Origin of the sequence: Echinicola shivajiensis, from assembly GCF_018642165.1 — a bacterium.
In the GTDB taxonomy this organism is placed as follows: domain Bacteria; phylum Bacteroidota; class Bacteroidia; order Cytophagales; family Cyclobacteriaceae; genus Echinicola; species Echinicola shivajiensis.
The window spans coordinates 181,630-202,274 of the sequence record NZ_JAHHZM010000002.1 but is presented as its reverse complement, the minus strand read 5'-3'; the positions used below and the strand labels follow the sequence as shown (position 1 = coordinate 202,274).

Here is a 20,645-nt window from a genome sequence, read left to right as displayed (position 1 = left end):
ACTACCATGATTTGTTCTTCTCTTTGAGCTGAAATGATCTAGAAATATTAAATCCAAAATGGATATCACCATCCCAAAAATCACCACTGCTGCCAGGGATGAAGCCTGTTTCTGTCATGGCCTGAGCATTGGTCAAATGGAGTTGAAAAACATGTCCTCCAGTTTCTATATCAAAACCAATGGCAAAAACATCGTATAATCCGTCATTCTCATTGGGGTTTGCGCGGTAATAATACTCCAAATTCAACGAGGTCCGCTTAGTTAGCTTGAGACTCCCTCCCACTCCTAAGGCAAAAAGGTCATTTTTATCCTCCTCAGTTGGCACCAAGTTTTGATGTACGTAACTTGGCATTAATTGGAATGCAACCCTTTCAGAAAACTTTCTGGCCATTAATAATTGGTGAGCATAAGAAAGCCTTCTCTGAAAGTTCAAAGGTAATTCAGGCCTTTTAAAAGTATTGACAGCCGTACTGGAATACCACGTCAAGGAAACTGGTATTTTCCTGACACCTGATTGCTGACGGAGAAAACTATATTTGGCAAAACCATCATAGACTTTTTGAAACGAATTCCTTCCCAAACCGATCGTCAAACGATCGGTAAATGCATATTCCAGCCCCAACCTAATATTCGCTTCATCCAAGCCGAAAAAATTATAGGCTCCAGAATTCAACCTACCGAAACGATGGGATATCATAAAATCAAGATTCCCAGCCCCCCTGGTCATTATAGTGTGGCCATTGATCAATCGGGTTCCCTTAAATGTCCCTAACACAACATTGTCCATTGGCTGGACATCTTGCTTTAACTGGTCCAACAAACTATCCTGCGCCATTACAGAGGCCATTTGATCAAAAAAACTTAAAAAAACCGTAACTAGAACTAAAATTACTACTTTCAAAATTTTCATCCTTCTTTGAATTTAAATTGAACGGTGACCTCCACTTCCTCTGCAATTTTTTGAAACAGGATTTTAGGTATGGAAATATTATAATCTTCAAGGCTTATTGGAAAAATAGCTTTCATAATAATTTCATCCACTCTTTTTTCAAATGTCCCCGTTGCTTCCATCTCTTGACTTTCTCCATGGATAGTCATTGTCCCCTCAACCCTAGCTTGTTGCTCACCAGATTCAGTTAAATTATAGTCCAACACTTTACCTTCAAAAGTAGCCCGGGGATACTTTTCTGACTCCATAAAGTTTTCATTAAAATGTTCTTGCATCAATGACTTAGCAAATTGAAAACCCTTGATCTGAACTACAAAGGCAATGGCACCTTTGTCAGCATTGAACACTCCAATAACTTCTTCATTATTAGCCTTAATATCTTCCAAAGGAGCACTCGAAAAAAAGCTCACCTCAGAAGATACCGTTCGAAATGATTGACCGCATAGTGGAGAGGCAATCAACCAAAGCATTAAGGCAATTAAATAAGCTTTCATGACAAATTTCTTTAGTTGTTATTAGCTCCATTGGCCACCCAACAATATATATCATCCTTTTGGGTCTGTGTCAATGTCAAACCGGAACTTGCTTCTGGCATAAAGCCACTTTCTGTATAACTCCTGATTTGAGTAGCATTTTGAATAATATTGGATGTTACAGTTAAATCCACCCTACCAGTTCCTGCCACATGGCATCCTGAAATGGCACAATTATTTTCAATTATTGTAGATACTTCACCTGATAAGGTCGCCTCATTATCATCACATCGGTCTGCACTTGGATTATTAGGCATGATATCATCTTCATTTTCACTTCCACAAGCCAACATTCCCAATAACATGCAGCTAATTAATAAGATTTTTGAACTTTTCATTTTAATGGATTTTATATTAAATATTGATTCTAAAAAGAGAGGGGACAGAAATGCACCCTTACTGCCCCCTCATACTATCGGCTAGTAAGGGACACCTCCACCATTTCCATTATTGGATGTCCCGGTTGCATTACTGCCAATATCCCCTTGGGCAACTAATGTAGACAACTCTGAAGCGCTTAGATGAACATTCACGTATCCGTCAAATGCAATCAATTCCTCATAAGTAATCTCCGTTCCATCATTTCTTTCTGTGACAGTAGTACTGCTTTCTCCTGTGGCACCATCTACATTCATCAAATCTATCACTATACCACCACCTTCACTTGCTGAATTGGCATGTATATGTGAGGGATGAGAATTTCCCGCAGCAGTACCAGACAAGTCAATTTCTATTAGGGTAAATCCATCAGTTTGCCTGGTGAAAGTAACTGTACCTGACACCCCAGACTCTCCTACAGCATTTAAATTATAGACTTTTTTCTGCACTTGTGGGATTGGGTCATCATCATCATCATTACATGCAACCATTCCTGCAGCAAGCAGTAATATCATCCCCAACAACCAAAACTTCATATACTTTTCCATGACTTTATTTTTAAATATTTTCAATAACTATTAGGCAATACTTTTCCACCCTGCCATTTTCCCTCATTTTTTGGGGTAAAAGGCAAGTCACCATTTTTCTAAAACCAATTATCTATTAATACACTACCAATTATATTTTAAGCCTATCAGTGCTCCTGCACTCTTAAGACTTACCTGCCCTTCGCCCACCCCTTTTAGAGGTAATTTCAAATAGGGCTCAACCTGTATAGATAGCTTTTCCGAAAGTCTTCTTTCATACCCCATACTTATATTGAGGACCTGAAAATAATGCTGGTTTTTGTTTCTAATTTCCAGGTTTTCATAATTTGGATAGTAGGAACTGTAACCATTTACCAGCTGATATTTCTCCTTCAGCATTAGATAAGAGGACAATCCAGAACTGATATACCATCTGTCCATTGGGCTATTTATTGCATAATACCTGATATTAAGAGGTATATCCAACACATAACAATCTCCTTCCAGCCAGGTGATGGGCTTTGAACTTGGATAGGAAAATTGATAGCCATCACTGGTCTCATAGGTCTTAAAAGCATACAAAGCACCCAAGTTTAGACTCCATTTAGGCAGAAAATAATATTCAATATTTATTCCCGCACTGGTCCCCACTCCCCTTACTTCTTTCAGCTTTAAGGCACTGACATCAGGAGAAAGTAATAATGAAAAACTCCATCTCTGTGAAATCTTACTTTTTGACTTCTTGACAGGTACTACCCCATCATCCTCCATATCAAATACCAGTTCCAATTCTTTATCCTGCTCAAATACTGGCAATGACTTATTTATAGAACCCACAATCAAATCCCCATTATTCCTTCGAGAATATGAATCATCTGGTTCATCTGTTGCTACTTTTGATCTGTCCATTTCATGGATAGAGCTTTTAGTTTGCAAGCTTGAAATTCCATTTGAATTTCCACTATGGTCTATTGGGTCAGATCCACCATCTTCCTTGTTTTCATCAGCATTCGTAATTCCCTGATCCTGCTTGGAAGTCATCTTTTCTGTACCGGAAGGATTTTCTAGTATTACCTGATTCTCCTCCTGTTCAATTTCATTGGAATTTCCTTGTGGATAGGACTTATCAAAAGCACCAATCCCCCACCAACTCAATGCACCAATCAACGCCAATCCCAAGCCAACTAAAAGCCACTTATTTCGATAGAATCCTCCCGCTTTCCTATTTCCGGGCAAGTGCATCATCTTTTCTTGCATCTTGTCCCAGTCCTCCTTTACAAAAGGAATCTCAGGCTCATCCAAGCCCTTTCTAAAGAAATCATCCAGCTCCTTATCGCTCATATTTAGCCAGTCTTTTTTCATGATTCCTTTTTAGTAATTCCCTTAAATTCAATCTTGCCCTAGAAAGGTTGGACTTCGAAGCTCCTTCACTAATTCCCAATAATTCCGCTATTTCAAGATGCGAGTAGCCTTCAATTACATACAAACTGAATACAGTCCTGTACATTGGAGACAAGCTTTGTATAAGTTTTATCAACTCTTCATAAGAGAGTTCATTAATGATACTGCTCTGCTTGTCTTCTACTTCCACTACCTCATCCAAGCTCAAAGCATGATGGTTATTTAATTTGCTTTTATTGTGATTAATGGATGAATTGATCAAAATTCTCCTGAACCAAGTCTTAAAAGCGTATTGCTCATCATATTGCTGGATTTTGGTAAATACCTTCATGAAGCTATCATTCAATACCTCCACCGCGTCATTTCTATTACTCGTATAACGTAGACAAACACTCATACCATAACTGTAAAACTGCTTATACAACAGTTCTTGGGACTTTCTATCATTTTTCAGGAGTCCCTTAATCAGCCTTTGGTCCGGTTCGTAGTTCACAACAGAAATGGTTCATTTGCCTATACAAGACATACTCTGAAAGGGTTGCGTCAACATTTAAATATTTCACCCTTTATAATAATTAAACGATTATATACCGAAAAATAGACACATATCCTTACTATGAAATAAAAAACTATTAAACACAAAATATTTCCACTAAAAGGATTGACATCAAAAAAATAAAAACAATATCCAAATAAAAATCTATCGGTAAAAGCTATTAAAAGAATCGACAGCCTATTGCTGTAAAACCAATACAACGTATTATTTGCAAATGGTCATACTTGCGGGAATTCCACTTGAAGGGTCGAAGACCTCTAATGCAGGACTTAAAAAATGAATTCCCAAACCCAAGCCTCTTATAACAAACAATAAACCTATGAATATGGCAAAATAAGGCATAAACCGAAACAGCCTTATTCTCCAATTTGCACTGAATAGATTTCCACTTAGCATCAAAGCCATTAATAAAGGAATAGTGCCCATTCCAAAACTAGCCATATAAATAGCACCTTCTACTGGTCCTGCCATGGCCATAGACCCTAATACGGCTATATACACCATTCCACAGGGCAAAAAGCCATTGACCAAGCCGGTCATAAAAAAGGCCTTCGAACCTCCTTTTTTCAGCCAATATCCCAAAGCGCTTTTGACCTTGGCCACAAACTGATAAGCCCCTCCTTTTGCCAAAGCTCTTTCGCTTTTTTTATACATAAACGCAAAAAGAATTATCAAAACTCCAAGACCAATAGAAACCCATTGTTGAAATCCTGCCAACTCCAAGCCCAAACCGATAGTACCAGCTAGCAATCCTAAAATGGCATAAGTACCTGTTCGCCCTAGGTTGTACCAAACTTTTTTCATAACAGCCTTTTGCTTATCGGAGCTTGATACTGCCAAGGCAATCGGGCCACACATTCCAAGACAATGAAAAGAACCCAAAAATCCCAAAAGAAATGCTGTCCAAATCATTATAGCGTGATTTTTAGCTCCTCAAAATATTCCTTTCCAGCATTGGACCAAGCGACTTTTGCTTTCCAGTAGCCTCGCTCCAATTTACTCAGGCTAATCTTCTTATTATCCGTCTGATCAATTTCAAAATCTATTTTCTGATCCAAGCGTGCATCGGAAGGTCTAAAAAGCCAAACCGTACCTTTCACCCCATCTTCCAAGTGGATATTCAACGATTTTTCTGAGGGATCAAAGTTCATTGCTTTTTCAGATAACAATGCAGCATTGGAAACCTTTTCTATTTGTTCCTGATACTTGATCTCAGCCTCATAATACTGTTCCGTGACCAAATGGATATCATCCTGTTTGATGCAAATCCCCACCATGGTAAAAACAATGGCTGCAAATAAAACAAATACCAATACAATCGAATTTCCCCAGTTCATAATCTTATGATTTTAAATAATCCTATTTTGGCATTGGCGCCATAAAATTCGTTTTGATTTCATCGATTACTTCACCATTTTGAAGTAATAATAATTCCACTTCCTGATTAATTTCAGTTACCTCATTGGCATCGATCACCAGAAAGAACCTTCCTTCAACTTTAGATTGACCATCCAATGTCCAATTACCCTCATCATTGGCCTCCACAATAAATTTATCATTGGATGATTTTATCTGCACATTTTGAGCATCGAAGGTCTTATTAATGAAAGTGACCTCATAAAGATTGCTTATTTGACCATCGGTTCTTTGTTGATAGGTCATCCCTCTAAAACGCGTGACAGTAGCTGACATTTCTGTTCTGGTCATAAGCAAACCTACAAAAGCCACTACCAGAATCAACAAAACAGCTACGTAACCAATCACTCTCGGAGTAATCAGCTTTTGATGTCCTTCCTTTATACTATTTTCAGAAGCATACCTAATCAAGCCCTTGGGCCTATCCACCTTCACCATCACTTCATCACAGGCATCTATACATGCTGTGCAGTTGACACATTCCATTTGCACACCGTTCCTAATATCTATCCCTGTAGGACACACCTGAACACATAAACTACAATCTACACAATCACCTTTAGCTGATTTCTCAGGTTCCTTTTTATTTATTTTCCCCCTTGGCTCTCCTCTAAGATAATCATAGGAAACATTAATTGAATTGGTATCCAGTAAAACTCCTTGTAGTCTTCCATAAGGACAAACCACCGTACAAGCTTGCTCCCTAAACCAAGAAAACACAAAGAGAAAGATCCCTGTAAAGGCCATTAAACCTATGAAGCCAGCCAAATGAGCTGAAGGTGGACTACTTATTATTTCCAAGGTTCGATCCACTCCTATAAGATAGGCCATAACCAAATGAGAAATCAAAAGGGAGATGATCAAGAATAAAGTCATCTTCCCTCCCTTTTTCAATATTTTTTCCTGGTTCCAAGGCAGGGCATTCAAACGTTTTTGCTGATTGGCATCCCCTTCAATCCAATACTCAATTTTACGGAACACCATCTCCATAAACAGGGTCTGAGGACATGCCCAGCCACAAAACACCCTTCCAAAAACTACGGTAAACAGTATGATAAAGACAAAAAATATTAGCAACAGGAACAACAAAATATGGGTATCCTGAGGCCAAAAGACTTGTCCAAATATGATGAATTTCCTTTCGAAAATATTCAGTAAAAGAAATGGCTTTCCACCAATCTTTAGAAATGGACCGGCAAATAAAATGGCCAATAGCAACCAGGAAACATAAGTTCTCCATTTGTAAAAAAAACCGCTCACTTTTTTGGGATATACCCAATTCCTTCCCCCATCATCCTTTACCGTGGAAAGGGAATCTCTAAAAGCTTCTGATTTATTTTGCTGATCCTGAGACATCGTTCTGTTTTTTGTAAGGGGCAGTATCAACTGCCCCTGTTATTATTTAGCCATTAACTTGTAAGCTATCTGAAGCAGTCTCCTCTCCTCCAGTTTCACCTTCGGCTTCACGGACATATTTTTCACCTTGAGGCTCTTTAGGGTTGGTCGGAGTCGTTCCTTCCAGAGAGAGAATAAAATTCGCTACTTGCTGAATTTCTTCCGGACTTAACTGATCCTGCCAAGGAATCATCCCTTTTTCTGGAACTCCATATTTAATAACGGTAAACACATCTGAAATGCTTCCACCATGCAGCCAAAATTCGTCTGTTAAGTTTGGCCCTACACCACCACCTCCATCTGAAGCATGACAGGCGACACAGTTATTCTGAAATATGGTCCCACCCATTTCCAATATGGTCTGCGATTGGTCAAGAGCTACATTGGTTTCATCAATCGAAGCCAATGCTAAAGCTTTTCGCTCTTCAGCTGCAATCGCTTCCTCTTCCAATTCAACCTGGTATTCTTCTGTAGGTGATTTACCAAATCCTACATTGGTATTGTTCACCAAATAAACAACCGCAAATAATATGGTTCCGTAAAACACATACTTTAACCAAGGTGGCATAAAATTGTCCAACTCTACAATACCATCGTAGCTATGATCCAATAATATTTCCTCTTCATCCTCAATTGGCTTGAGTTTTCCTGTAACAAATTTCTCTTTAAAATTATCCCACCAGCTTGGCTCATTGGCCATTTCAGGATTTTCCTTGTTAAGCAAAGCAACTATAAAGCTGGTCAGATAGATCAGTAGAATCATCAGGAGCACCATCAATCCAAGAACCACCATAATGATGATCAACAAGGTCAGCTGACTGCTATCCATATCCCCTAAGGTCTCAAATAATCCCTTCTCAGCCTCCTGGGCCATTACTGTTTGAGAACTAAGTGCCAACAAAGACACCAATAATACTATTTTAGTTTTTTTCATGGCTCGCAAAATTTGGGTTATCATCCTCCATTGGAAGGGATTTCATATGATCTATATACTGCTTATCTGCCTTCACCACCCACCAAGCAACACCGATAAAAAACAGCACAAAAATGAGCAAAGACAAAATGGGATAAATCTCCACGTTCTCTATAGAAGTTAAAATTTCCTTTTTCATGACTTTTCGGGGTTATTTGGCGATACTTTCTTCTGATGTCGGGGCATCCGTTTTCTTAATATCCGTTCCTAATCTCTGCAAATAGGCGATCAGGGCCACAATCTCAGCATCTGGCCTTACTTCTACACCTGCATCTGAAAGTCCGGAAGCGATTCCCTGGGCTTGTTCGTGCAGATCTTTCAAGGCCTGTTCATCAGCATAACCTTCTGGATATGGTACCCCGAGTTGCTGCATGGTTCTAATTTTATCCGGAACATCTAAATGGTCCATGGTATTGGTAATCATCCATGGGTAAGCAGGCATGGTAGAGCCAGGAGACATCGTTCTTGGATCTAACATATGGTGATAATGCCAGCTATCTGGATATTTCTTTCCTACCCTGTGCAAATCAGGCCCAGTTCGTTTTGATCCCCAAAGGAATGGCCTGTCATAAACGAATTCACCAGCTTTGGAATATTCTCCATAACGCTCAGTTTCAGATCTGAAAGGCCGAATCATCTGTGAGTGACATCCCACACAACCATGTGAAATATAGAGGTCCCTACCCTGCAATTCCAGCGGAGTATATGGTTGGACACTACTGATGGTTGGCACATTCGATTTCACCAACAAGGTGGGCACAATTTCTATCACCGCTCCAATAAGAATGGCCACTGTAGCCAAGATGGTAAAGAAGATTGGTTTTCTCTCCCATGCATGGTGCCAGTATTCACCTTTCTTAGGTACAAACTTGCTAAGCGCAGGTGCCTCATCTGGCTCTTCTGCTTGGAAAACGCCGATTTTAGATGTTTTGACAAGGTTATAAACCATCACTATGGCCCCGGCCAAGTAAAGCACACCACCGAATGCCCTCAACATATACATTGGAACAATTTCAAGAACTGTTTCAAGGAAATTAGGATAAGCCAATCTTCCCATCTCATTGAACTCTTTCCACATCAAGCTTTGGGTCAAGGCAGCCACATACATAGGCAAGGCATAGAAAACAATCCCCAAAGTACCCAACCAGAAGTGGGTGTTTGCTAATTTAGTAGAATACAATTTTGTTTTCCACATCTTAGGCCATAACCAATAAAGCATACCAAAGGTCAAGAAGCCATTCCAGCCCAAGGCGCCAATATGCACGTGTGCAACGATCCAATCAGTATAGTGCGCGATGGCGTTCACATTTTTCAATGATAGCATAGGACCTTCGAAGGTGGCCATACCGTAGGCTGTAACCGCCACAACCATAAACTTAAGTACTGGGTCAACTCTTACTTTGTCCCAAGCACCTCTTAGCGTTAATAGTCCATTGACCATACCGCCCCAAGATGGAGCAATTAACATCACCGAGAAAGCTACCCCGAGAACCTGCGCCCAGTTGGGCAAAGCAGTATACAAAAGGTGGTGAGGCCCAGCCCAGATATACAGAAAGATCAAGGACCAGAAGTGAACGATAGAAAGCTTATAAGAATAAACTGGCCTATTGGCTGCTTTGGGAAGGAAATAATACATCAATCCCAAATAAGGTGTAGTCAAGAAGAAAGCCACCGCATTGTGGCCATACCACCATTGAACCAAGGCGTCTTGAACACCTGCATATGCCGAATAACTTTTGAAAAACGAAACTGGCAAGGCCAAAGAATTAAATATATGTAAAACCGCCACGGTTACAAACGAGGCCAAATAAAACCAAATGGCTACATACATATGTCTTTCCCTTCGCTTAAGCAATGTACCGATCATATTGGCACCAAAAGCTACCCACACTACAGCAATCCCAATATCAATAGGCCATTCCAATTCGGCATATTCCTTTGAAGTGGTCAAGCCCAATGGTAGGGTAATCGCAGCAGCAAGGATAATTAACTGCCAGCCCCAGAAATTGATCCAGCTAAGTGCATCACTCCACATCCTGGCCTTCAGCAATCGAGGCATGGAATAGTACACTCCGGCGAAAATGGCATTTCCCACAAAGGCAAATATTACCGCATTGGTGTGTAGCGGTCTAATCCTCCCAAATGTGGTATAAGGGTTTCCCATATTGGCTTCGGGAAGAAAAAGCTGGATGGCTGCCAATATCCCAACCAGCATTCCGACTAAGCCCCAAACTATTGTGGCTGCTCCAAAGTACTTTACGATTTTATTATCGTAACTGAACTTTTCTAGTATTACATCTGACATACTTTATTTGGTTTTAGGTGACGGTTTAGGCTTAACCGTTTTTTTGTTTTTATGTGAATCAAATAGAATTCTTACCGAAGGGGTATAAGTATCGTCAAACTGGCCTTTCTTCATGGCCCTGAAAAACAGGAACAAAAAGCTAGAAGCCAAAACCAAACTCACCCCGATCAAAATGAATATTACTTCCATGAATAATTATTTTTACTTCCTTTTCTCATCGCTAGATAATTGATCATCACTGTAGTAAATACCACCACCGAAATACTACTCAGTGGCATCAAAATCGCACAAATAACAGGACTAAGCAGGCCTTGAACAGCCAAACTGATCCCAACAATATTGTACAGAAAGCTGAGCACAAAACTTGCCTTGATCACATTCCTGCTTTCCTTTGCCAACGCTATAAACTGAGGTAACTGGCCAATTACATCGGCATCCATAATAGCATCACTTGCAGGAGAAAAATGAGTGGATTGACTGGTTACTGCAATCCCCACCCTGCTTTCTTGCAAGGCACCTGCATCATTCAATCCATCTCCAACCATCACCGTTTTATTCCCTCTATCGTTCAATGATTTGATGTATTGCAACTTTTCTTTTGGGCTTTGGTTAAAATTCATCTCCACCGCTGCCCCAAATACCTTTTGAAGATTTTCACGATCATGGTCCTGATCACCGGACAGTAAGTGAACTTGGCCCATATCTTTCAATTGATCCATGGATCTTTCCACACCCTTCCTCAATCCACTTTGGATATGAAAATATCCCTTTACTTCTCCATCAAAGGAGATGTAAATCCTATTACCAAAATCTTTGGTTCTAATATTGCCAATCCCCAACCACTTGGCCGAACCTATTCGCACTATCTTTCCATTATAAATAGCTTCAATACCCTTTCCAGGAAGCTCCCCTATTCCCTCCACATAAGCAGGCTTGATCTCCCCCAACCATACATTGATCCGACTGCTTAAGGCATGCATGGAATGCTGGACCATGCCTTTGATTACTGATTTATTCTCTTCATCCAAGCAAAATCCGATATAGTTTACTGTTGCTGCAGCTGGATCTGTAAGCGTTCCTGTCTTATCAAAAATATAGGTATCTGCTTTTGCCAGTTGCTCTACCACATGGCTGTTTTTTAAATAAAATTTCCTATTACCAAAAACCCTCAAAGTATTACCTAAGGTAAAAGGGGTGGACATCGCCAATGCACATGGGCAGGCCACAATTAAAACGCTGGTAAAAGTTTTCACCGCCATGGAAACATCCGTTTGAATCCAAAAAGCTAGTGCACCAAAAGCCACCATCAGCACCACCAATGTGAATTTTCCACTAATGGCATTGGCCAATGATTCCAGTTCCTTGGGCTTTCCAAGCTGGAAACTATCTTGGTTCCACAAATCAGTTAAATAACCTTGGGAAGGGGCTTTCTGCACATTTAGGAGCAAGGCTCCTGCCTGCTGCCTACCTCCTGCATAAATTAAAGAACCCTTCTTTACAAAAACAGGCACTTCCTCCCCTGTCACAAAACTATAATCAATTCGGGCTTCCCCTTCCAGTAACAAACTATCCGCTGGAATCAACTCACCATGACGAATCTTCAAGGTATCCCCTACTTTTATTTTAGGAAGCGAAACAACTTCTTCCCCTTTATTCCCCAACCGGGTTACAGCCAATGGGAAGTAGGACTTATAATCCCTGTCAAAAGCAAGACGGTCATAGGTTTTTTGCTGAAAATATTTCCCGATCAATAGAAAAAACAATAGCCCCCCTATAGAATCGAAATAACCGCTTTCCCCCAGCTCAATTACTTCGTATAGACTATAAACAAACAGAGAAATTATCCCCATGACTATGGGAACATCCATATTAACACGACCAGAACGCAGAGAGTACCATGCAGACCTATAGTAATCTGTTGCTGAATAAAATATAACAGGAAGTGACAAGGCTAAATTGAGCTGGACAAAAAGGCCTCTAAAATTCTCTTCCAATAATGACACTTCACTGAAATACTCAGGCAAACTGAAAAACATCATATTGCCAAAGCAAAATCCAGCTACTGCCAACTTATAAATCAGTTTCCTGTCTACCCTTCTTTTGGGTTTTTCTTCCAATGCATCTAGTTGAATACTCGGCTCATAACCTATCTTAGCCAATAGCCTCACCAGCTCTTTCAGACTTAGAGCATTATGTACGAATTTGATGTGTACCTCTTTTTTTACATAATCCACCCGAGATTCAAAAATATTCGAATTAAGTCTATGAAGGTTTTCCAATAACCACACACAGGAGGCACAATGTATTGCTGGAATATCAAAGGAAATATGAGTTTCCTTTTCGTTTTGAAAGTCTATTAATTTTTGGATTACTTCAGGTTCTTCTAAGTAATCAAATCGATTGGCTGATTTATTATTGTTGTCGTTTTTTACGCCAGGCTTTTCACCATACTCATAATAACTGCTAAGGCCATTTTCATTCAATACTTCATAAACCAGCTTACAGCCTGGACAACAAAAATCCTTTTCATCATAGCGAAGGGATTCATCCAAACACTGTTCTCCACAGTGGAAGCACAAAGTACGATCCTTTTGTTTAACTTCCTTCATGTTCATTGGTGGTTCTGTATCAATTTAACTATAATGAATCCTATTTTAAAATATTAGTATATAATATTTTATATTTTTAAGCCAGATAAAATGATAAGTTATCATACCAAAATCCACCTTTATAAAAATGAAATAAGACTTTAGCCAAATCAGCTTGATAAGCTTTGGAAGTTACTAGCATGGTGGATTTGTTTTTGGTAGCATAAGACCAGAAGTCACCAATTTTCCTAAAATTGAATTTTATAAAACTGGTTTCACCAGTATAGTTTCTTATGAGTTGAATCAAGGCTTGCTCTTCTTGAAGTTTTGATTTAGGAATAAAACTTGGAGAAATGATGGTGGCTTGACTGCTCTTTATATGCAGTTCGAATTTTTCCAAAAACCCTTGTATGATATCGGCAGAATCAGGAGTTCCATCATAATGAAAGAGGAGTTTATCAAATGACAGATCTTGGTCAAACAATAATAATGGAATAGCGCAGGGTCTTTTCTCGAGGACCTGTGGTTGATCTTGTCCATGCAACCAATCCAAGACTTTTGGCAAATTGGCCATTATCATATAAATGTCTTTCTCTTCTTGATTCAAAACTCCCTCTATCAATCTACGGTCAAAAAAGTCCCCCTGAATCTTTTGGTCATATATAGGAGCCAATATATCAGTAGGTATTTCCAGGTAATTATGAATGTTGCCTTTCATCTGTAATCAATTATAGATTTAAGACAAATTTATACCGCTTCTGGCTGAGGAATTATGACATTTAAAAAGCCAAAACCTGATAAAAATCATATAAAAACAAAAGCCCAAACGTCTGTTTGGGCTTTTGTTTTTGATAAATACGGAATGATTTGATCAATTATTATAAAAATCAGATAACCTGGCCAATCCTTTTCTATCTAAAACGATGATCTTTTTGCCTTCAAACTTAATCAGACTGTCCTTCTTAAATTCAGAAAGCAACCTAATTACCGTTTCAGTAGCAGTACCTACCAAACCGGCTATTTCCTCTCTAGTTAATACCAGATCAATTTTTCTGCTCTCACCACCATCTACACCATAAGAGTCAGACAATTTAATCAAGGTAAAAGCCAACCTTTCCCTAATGGTCTTCTGGGTAGCATCAGTTAGCTTCTCTTCCATTAATCCCAGATTTTGACAAACCGCCTTGGTCAACCTTCTGTGAAAATTGTTGTCCTCAGCGATGAGCTTAAGAAAAGTTTCCTTGGGAATAAAACAGATTTTTGCATCTTCAACAATGGTAGCTGAATTCAAATAAGCTTCTTCACCCAACAACGATGTATAACCAAGAAAGTCTCCTTTCTGGACTAATCGGATAATTTGCTCTTTACCATTAGATGCCGTTTTAAACACTTTTACAATGCCTGAGCTTACACAAAAAACCCCCAAAGGTTTAGTACCCTCATAAAACAGCATTTGGCCTTTTTTATGGGAAATCAAATTTTTGCTGTCCGATAAATTGCATAAATGTTCATCAGATAAACCTGAAAACATGGAAAATTTACGGCTTAAGCATAATTCACATGGTGTATTCTTTATTGTCATGAACCTAAAAATTAATTAACATCACAAAGCTATATTATAAACCTATTAAAAAAAGATGACTTTTATCATAATAAGTTCCCTTTAATGGTGTTCGAAGACTCAGATTCTAAAAATAATTTGAATTCAACGGTTACTTGATCTTTTACTTTAATAGCCCCAAAAAACTTTTTGGGCGCCTCAAGACCGAAATCAGAGAACAAAAATGTGTGATCCCCTTCCAGTTTCAAAACCCCATTATCCAACTTTTCCATCTTACAATCAATTTTAATTTTTTGTTGCACCTTAACCAAGGTAACAATTGCCTCACCACTAATAGCACTATCCTCTCCTTTTACTTTTTCAAGATGAAGAAACTCCATTCCAATATATGGGTGCTGATCAGCCTTAATGGTACTTTGAAAATCCTTGGTCATAATATTATTCGCACAATCAAAACTTCTTGCTGGAACTCTTATCTTTCCGCTCCAGCTGACCTGACCTTCATTTGAATATCTTTCATAAATTTTATCATCTCCGAAATAATTTTCTGACATGCAATAGTAGCTATTGACATTGGTAGTTCCTGCAATACCCAATTCACTTTCCTCAAGGATATTCCACATGATTACTTTTGGTTCCTTAGGTGCGGCAACCAAAAGAAGAACACCAATAAATGCAAGTAATTTAAACATGATACACCGTGTTTAATTAATTCCAACCATTACCAACACAAAAGAAGAGTACCGGCCTACCCGATACCCTTCCTATATTTATCAGATCATAAATGATTAGAAGCTTATCGCTGCCTCAATATTTAAACCATCGAATTTTGCACCATTATATTTAGAATCTGCTGCAAATCCGTCATATTTCTGATTCACATATTCAATTTTAGCAACAATATTTTTGGTCATATACCATCCTCCTCCAATATTGAATCTTTCTATAGATATAGTTGGATCATTGGCATTTGATTCTCCTTTCACTTTATTATATCTTCCACCGAAGTACAATTGTTCTCGGGAACCAAATCTGTATAACAATTCTCCCGCAAGCTGAGTAAACTGGCCGTCACCTTCATCCTCACTGTTCATAGCTAGTTCATAAATTCCGAAAAACTCCAAACCTTTGAATTTAACAAATGGGTTAACTTGTATAGCAGTGAGTTGATTAAATCTCGGATTAAAACGACCCTCAAAATCAGATCCACCATCCTCAACAGTATGCAGAACACTGTAATACCTAGAACCCGCACGGTCACCTCCATATAGCGAATTACCAGTAGTCATCCCTTGGTTGGTATACCATGAACCAGTCAATCTAAATCTCAAATCCTCAGTAAGATAATTATCATAACCTACCTTACCATAAAACGAAAGTTTATTGTCAGAATTGTCATTGACTACCACCGATTGATTAAGCTTACCATTGGAAATGGCAACAACGGCAAGGAATCCACTATTTTGCAACATCACCTCTGCAAAAGCCTCTGTAGTAAAGGAATCCATAATATAATTCCCTACAAATGGGTTGAAAATAGCCCTGGCATTATCCGTTCTCCTAAAGTGCGCATCACCATAGTTGATCTCATCCATACCTACTTTGATTGTAGCATATTTCATCAATCCCTCAAGAAATCCTTCAGAAACAAAGTCTAGTTTATCTAATTGCAAATAACCTCCTTTTACCCAGGCCTCTGAGTGGTGTCTTGCAGAAAGATAAGTCCTCAGATGCATCCTAACACCATCTTCCAATTGAACATCTAAGTTTAAATTAGCGGTAGGAAGGTTAAGGTTAGACCCAAGGTCTACCAAGTTGTCTAGGCTATTTTCCTGATTAATCCCCTGAAATTGTAGGGCAAAATCACCGCCCACTTTCACTCTCAGTCCTTCAAATGTAGAAACTGAATCTTTACTGGTCTCAAAAACATGGAGTCCGTAGCTATTATCTGGTCTATAATACTGTAAAGACTTTTGGGCCTGTACCAAAGAGGTACCTGAAAATAATACCGCAAAGAATAGAATAGCATAATTAATGCTTTTTGTCATAGTATTCATGGCTTTTTGCTTTGATATGTGTTTGTTGATTTATCAATTAGGTTGAAATTGAGCTTTAAATGATAACTTCAACTCATTACCTGTTTTAATGGTATTAAACATGGCGGTTGGAGGATCAATATTAAAATCAGCGAAAGTGATATCCTGTGCACCGTCAAAGGCTACTGTCCCATTATTCACTTTATAATTCACTTCCATCATTATTTCCTTAGAACTTCCCGCAATAATCAATTTGCCCTTAGCTTTTATTTTACCATTGTCAATTTGATCCACGCTGGTTAATTCATAGAGAATAGTTGGATTCTTTTTCTTATCTAAACTTTCATAAGCATTCTTATCCATTCCTGACTTTCCACTCTTCAAACTTTCAACCGGAAGACTTATTTTCAATGATGAGATAGAAGCTATTTCGGATCCATTTACCGTGGCATCCATACTTCCCTTTAAGCCATCTTTGGCAACCATTTCCCAATCATGAATGGTAGAAGTACCCTCGACCTTAAATTCCTGAGGTCCAGACAAAGTATAACTATCCTGAGCCCTTACCTGAAGTCCTACCACCAGAAATAATGCAAGTAGGATCACTGATTTCGCTGTCTTCATAATAAAATTGTTATGGTGTTGAAAACGTCTATTGCTTAAATACTAAACAAATGTACATCCCATGCATAAGTAAAAACATGAGAAAAAGAAACTGAAAACAAGACTTTTGTCATGTTTTAACTATAAAAAAATTAACTAAAAATAATATAATAATAAATAATTTTATTCTATTTTTTTCACAAAAAAAACCATGTTTTATCATTAATAATATTACTTTAAAAATAAAAACATTCATTTATACACAAAATCATCAATATAAAACACCTTATCATTCACTTCATAAATCAATAGATTTTAACCTAAAAATTAGTGCTGATTTTTTTTAATAGCTTGGATCCGAATGTAAAGAGTTGGTCAACAACTAAAATTTATCATAAAAAAAGACTGTAACCTAAATTCAGGTTACAGTCTTTTCAATCAAAATTTATCCTAAAATTACCGTTTATAATACTTTAATGCCTCGGGCATTTGTTTATTCAATTCATCAATCCTTCTGTCTGGGCCTGGGTGAGTAGACAAAAACTCAGGTGGTGCAGCACCAGAAGATTTTGCTTCCATCCTTTTCCAGAAAACAGGCGCCTCTCTAGGGTCATAACCTGCCATTGCCATAAAGATCAACCCCAATTGATCCGATTCAAGTTCCTGGTCACGCGAAAATTTAAGCATACCGACTTGACTCCCCATACCCACTGCTTGCATAAAAATCGCTTCGGTCAAGGTTGGGTTTTGCCCCATGGCGACTTGCATACCTCCCAGTAATCCATTAGCAACTAACCCCTGAGACATTCTTTCCCTAGCATGACTGGCGATAGCGTGTGCCACCTCGTGCCCCATAACAACTGCAACCCCTGTTTCATCTTGGCAAATAGGCATGATTCCCGTATAAAATGCCACTTTACCACCTGGCATACACCAAGCATTTACCTGATCATCTTGAATAAGGTTAAATTCCCATTCGAAACCTTCCACGATATCTCCGTAACCATTATCATTAAGATAGGTTTCCACTGCAGCAGCGATACGTTTTCCTACCCTTTGAACCTTCGCACCATCACTTGTATTGGTTAGCAGTTTGCTTTCTGTTTTTACTTCATTGTATTGTTGGAAAGCCATCGGTAAGACCTCTTCATTGCTTACTAGACTTAATTGCTTTCTACCACTTAGTGGCACTGTAGCACATCCATATAAAACTACTCCTGCCAAAAGCAAAATTGATATTCTCTTCAACATATTGATTTAAAATTGTTCGTATAAAATTTCCCAAAAAAGATGCCAATTAACGGTCAAACTAATATTTCTCTCCCTATTCACCATTAAAATTTCTGCAATTTAATGGATCATTTTAAGTTTAAAAACATCAAAACTAAACAAATACCATTTCCATATGTTATTAATTTATTACAACATATATTCTTTTAACCAAAACCAATACAAAAATGAAAAAGCGCATCCCGCTACATCTTTTTAAATGGATAATGATATTAGGTTTGACAGGACTTTTTTCTTGTGTCGATGATACAAGTCCCATAGAAGCACTGGAACTGACAGGTCAAAAAATGACCTACCCACTTTTGGAAATTGGCAATTCCGGAGTAACCGGCTCTGCAATTTTTGAAGAAGGTGAGGATGGTTACACCAAAGTAACTTTAGTCCTAAATGGCACCCCTGCAAACGGGGTTCACCCCTCACATATACACTTTAACTCTGCTGCTGAAGGTGGTGATATTGCTATTTCGCTAAATCCCGTAGATGGGGAATCTGGTGTAAGTACTACTTTGGTAAATAAGCGTGATGATGGTCAATCCATCAATTATAACTCTTTAATCAATTTTGATGGATACATTAATGTACATCTGAGTTATGGTGAGTTAGGTACCATAGTTGCCCAAGGAGATATGGGAGGAAATGCTTTAGCGGGTGATTCTAAAACCTACAATTTATTAGAAAAGGCCGTTCCAGGGATATCAGGAACCATTACCTTCCAGAAAAGAGTAAATGGTTCCACTTTGGCGACCATAAGCCTTGATGGGACGCCAGATGGGGGAAGTCATCCAGCGCATATACATTCTAACTCTGCTGCGGAGGGTGGCCCAATTGCTATTTCATTCAACCCAGTGGATGGAAGTACAGGCTTAAGCACCACCGTCATCGAGGAAAATGATCAAGGAATGCCTGTATCATATGAAGAAATTATCAATATGGATGGTTACGTTAATGTCCACCTTTCTTCAGGAGATCTTGGAACTATTGTAGCACAATCAGATATAGGTATCAATGAATTAACCGACCAATTTAAAATTTACAGTTTGGGAGAAAAAGCAGTCCCTGGAATAAGTGGTAGCATTACTTTCAAGAAAAGGATCAGTGGTTATACCTTGGCTACTATTCAATTAGACGGCACTCCTGATGGCGGAAGTCATCCAGCTCATATTCATTATAATACAGCTGCAGAAGGCGGTGGAATAGCCGTGAGTTTCAATCCTGTAGATGGAACGACAGGAATGAGCATGACCACCATCAGACAAACTGATGACGGTAATGACCTGCAGTACGATGACATACTAAATTATGATGGTTATGTAAATGTTCATCTCAGTGCTGATCAGCTTGGGACCATTGTCGCTCAAGGAGATATTGGACAAAATGAATTAACCGGAAATGAAAAGACCTACAGTCTTGGAGAAAAAATTGTTCCTGGAATCAGCGGATCTATCAAGTTTCAGGAAAGGGCAAATGGGCTTTCATTGGCAACAATAAATTTAGAAGGTACTCCTGATGGGGGAAGTCACCCTGCACATATTCATGCCAATACAGCTGCTGAAGGTGGTGGAATTGTCGTATCATTCAATCCTGTTGATGGCTCCACAGGAATGAGCATGACCACCATCAGACAAACTGATGCCGGAGATCCAATGCCATATGCAGATATTTTAAATGTGGACGGATATGTCAATGTTCATCTAAGTGCTGCCCAGCTTGGAACCATCGTTGCACAAGGAGATATTGGGCAAAACGAATTGACTGGAAATACCCAAGTCTATATGCTAAATGAAAAAGATGTACCAGGTATTAGTGGATCCATTACATTTGCTGAAAGGGTCAATGGATTTGCTTTAGCTACCATCTCAATGGACGGAACACCTGATGGAGGAAGCCATCCAGCCCATATACATGCTAATTCAGCAGCTGAAGGAGGACCTATTATCTTCTCATTTAATCCTGTGGACGGCACTACGGGAATGAGTATGACAAATGTAGAAATGCTGGATTCAGGTGATGAATTGAATTACTCAGACTTGATGACTATAGATGGGTATGTTAATGTTCACTTGAGTGCGGATCAATTGGGCACCATTGTCGGACAAGGCAATATAGGAATCAATAATTAGTTTAGTTTTACAAT

At 38.8% G+C, this 20,645-nt stretch carries 21 protein-coding genes; 1 reads left to right on the top strand and 20 read right to left on the bottom strand.

Annotation, left to right across the window (positions count from 1 at the left end; all coding sequences use genetic code 11):
* Window position 1 precedes the first annotated feature (1 nt).
* The 20 genes from KMW37_RS05355 to KMW37_RS05260 form a co-directional block, all read right to left on the bottom strand.
* Window positions 2-910 (bottom strand): DUF5777 family beta-barrel protein, encoded by a 909-nt coding sequence (locus KMW37_RS05355; protein WP_246581351.1) that lies wholly within the window; start codon window positions 908-910, stop codon window positions 2-4.
* Window positions 907-1,443: a YceI family protein gene (locus tag KMW37_RS05350; protein ID WP_215223583.1), complete on the bottom strand. Its 537-nt coding sequence runs from the start codon at window positions 1,441-1,443 to the stop codon at window positions 907-909. Before KMW37_RS05350 ends, KMW37_RS05355 begins: the two co-directional genes overlap by 4 nt.
* A gap of 11 nt (window positions 1,444-1,454) precedes the next feature.
* Window positions 1,455-1,820 (bottom strand): 2-polyprenyl-6-methoxyphenol hydroxylase, encoded by a 366-nt coding sequence (locus KMW37_RS05345; RefSeq protein WP_186756832.1) that lies wholly within the window; start codon window positions 1,818-1,820, stop codon window positions 1,455-1,457.
* An 81-nt stretch (window positions 1,821-1,901) separates the two neighbouring features.
* The gene (locus tag KMW37_RS05340; protein WP_215223582.1) at window positions 1,902-2,408 is read right to left on the bottom strand and encodes a CHRD domain-containing protein; all 507 of its coding nucleotides are present in this window, start codon (window positions 2,406-2,408) and stop codon (window positions 1,902-1,904) included.
* A 123-nt stretch (window positions 2,409-2,531) separates the two neighbouring features.
* Window positions 2,532-3,749 carry an outer membrane beta-barrel protein gene (locus KMW37_RS05335; RefSeq protein ID WP_215223581.1) on the bottom strand — a complete coding sequence of 406 codons (1,218 nt, stop codon included), beginning with the start codon at window positions 3,747-3,749 and terminating at the stop codon, window positions 2,532-2,534.
* A complete protein-coding gene (locus KMW37_RS05330) occupies window positions 3,718-4,281 on the bottom strand; it encodes an RNA polymerase sigma factor (protein WP_215223580.1) in 564 nt (187 codons plus the stop codon). The genes KMW37_RS05335 and KMW37_RS05330 overlap by 32 nt, the downstream gene beginning before the upstream one ends.
* A gap of 267 nt (window positions 4,282-4,548) precedes the next feature.
* On the bottom strand, window positions 4,549-5,256 hold the full coding sequence (locus tag KMW37_RS05325) for a sulfite exporter TauE/SafE family protein (RefSeq protein ID WP_215223579.1): 708 nt from the start codon (window positions 5,254-5,256) through the stop codon (window positions 4,549-4,551).
* Window positions 5,256-5,681 carry a FixH family protein gene (locus tag KMW37_RS05320; RefSeq protein WP_215223578.1) on the bottom strand — a complete coding sequence of 142 codons (426 nt, stop codon included), beginning with the start codon at window positions 5,679-5,681 and terminating at the stop codon, window positions 5,256-5,258. Before KMW37_RS05320 ends, KMW37_RS05325 begins: the two co-directional genes overlap by 1 nt.
* A 22-nt stretch (window positions 5,682-5,703) precedes the next feature.
* The gene (ccoG, locus tag KMW37_RS05315) at window positions 5,704-7,116 is read right to left on the bottom strand and encodes a cytochrome c oxidase accessory protein CcoG (RefSeq protein WP_215223577.1); all 1,413 of its coding nucleotides are present in this window, start codon (window positions 7,114-7,116) and stop codon (window positions 5,704-5,706) included.
* A 46-nt stretch (window positions 7,117-7,162) separates the two neighbouring features.
* Window positions 7,163-8,089, bottom strand: coding sequence for a cbb3-type cytochrome c oxidase N-terminal domain-containing protein (locus KMW37_RS05310; protein ID WP_215223576.1), 927 nt, complete (start codon window positions 8,087-8,089; stop codon window positions 7,163-7,165).
* Window positions 8,076-8,267, bottom strand: coding sequence for a cbb3-type cytochrome c oxidase subunit 3 (locus KMW37_RS05305; RefSeq protein ID WP_186756840.1), 192 nt, complete (start codon window positions 8,265-8,267; stop codon window positions 8,076-8,078). The genes KMW37_RS05310 and KMW37_RS05305 overlap by 14 nt, the downstream gene beginning before the upstream one ends.
* A gap of 12 nt (window positions 8,268-8,279) precedes the next feature.
* Window positions 8,280-10,433 (bottom strand): cytochrome-c oxidase, cbb3-type subunit I, encoded by a 2,154-nt coding sequence (gene ccoN, locus KMW37_RS05300; RefSeq protein WP_215223575.1) that lies wholly within the window; start codon window positions 10,431-10,433, stop codon window positions 8,280-8,282.
* Window positions 10,434-10,436: 3 nt separating this feature from the next.
* Window positions 10,437-10,622: a cbb3-type cytochrome oxidase assembly protein CcoS gene (gene ccoS / locus KMW37_RS05295; protein ID WP_186756842.1), complete on the bottom strand. Its 186-nt coding sequence runs from the start codon at window positions 10,620-10,622 to the stop codon at window positions 10,437-10,439.
* Complete coding sequence (locus tag KMW37_RS05290; RefSeq protein ID WP_215223574.1) at window positions 10,613-13,042, bottom strand: heavy metal translocating P-type ATPase; 2,430 nt, start codon at window positions 13,040-13,042, stop codon at window positions 10,613-10,615. The genes ccoS and KMW37_RS05290 overlap by 10 nt, the downstream gene beginning before the upstream one ends.
* A 76-nt stretch (window positions 13,043-13,118) precedes the next feature.
* A complete protein-coding gene (locus KMW37_RS05285; RefSeq protein ID WP_186756844.1) occupies window positions 13,119-13,739 on the bottom strand; it encodes a hypothetical protein in 621 nt (206 codons plus the stop codon).
* A 153-nt stretch (window positions 13,740-13,892) separates the two neighbouring features.
* Window positions 13,893-14,603: a Crp/Fnr family transcriptional regulator gene (locus KMW37_RS05280; protein ID WP_186756845.1), complete on the bottom strand. Its 711-nt coding sequence runs from the start codon at window positions 14,601-14,603 to the stop codon at window positions 13,893-13,895.
* Between the two features lie 65 nt (window positions 14,604-14,668).
* Window positions 14,669-15,274 (bottom strand): YceI family protein, encoded by a 606-nt coding sequence (locus KMW37_RS05275; RefSeq protein ID WP_215223573.1) that lies wholly within the window; start codon window positions 15,272-15,274, stop codon window positions 14,669-14,671.
* Window positions 15,275-15,370: 96 nt separating this feature from the next.
* Window positions 15,371-16,630, bottom strand: coding sequence for a hypothetical protein (locus KMW37_RS05270; RefSeq protein WP_215223572.1), 1,260 nt, complete (start codon window positions 16,628-16,630; stop codon window positions 15,371-15,373).
* Between the two features lie 42 nt (window positions 16,631-16,672).
* Window positions 16,673-17,242: a YceI family protein gene (locus KMW37_RS05265; protein ID WP_215223571.1), complete on the bottom strand. Its 570-nt coding sequence runs from the start codon at window positions 17,240-17,242 to the stop codon at window positions 16,673-16,675.
* A gap of 435 nt (window positions 17,243-17,677) precedes the next feature.
* A complete protein-coding gene (locus KMW37_RS05260) occupies window positions 17,678-18,472 on the bottom strand; it encodes a M48 family metallopeptidase (RefSeq protein WP_215223570.1) in 795 nt (264 codons plus the stop codon).
* 206 nt (window positions 18,473-18,678) lie between these two features.
* On the opposite strand from KMW37_RS05260, the gene KMW37_RS05255 reads away from it, so the two are divergent.
* Complete coding sequence (locus KMW37_RS05255; RefSeq protein ID WP_215223569.1) at window positions 18,679-20,631, top strand: CHRD domain-containing protein; 1,953 nt, start codon at window positions 18,679-18,681, stop codon at window positions 20,629-20,631.
* Window positions 20,632-20,645: the final 14 nt, after the last annotated feature.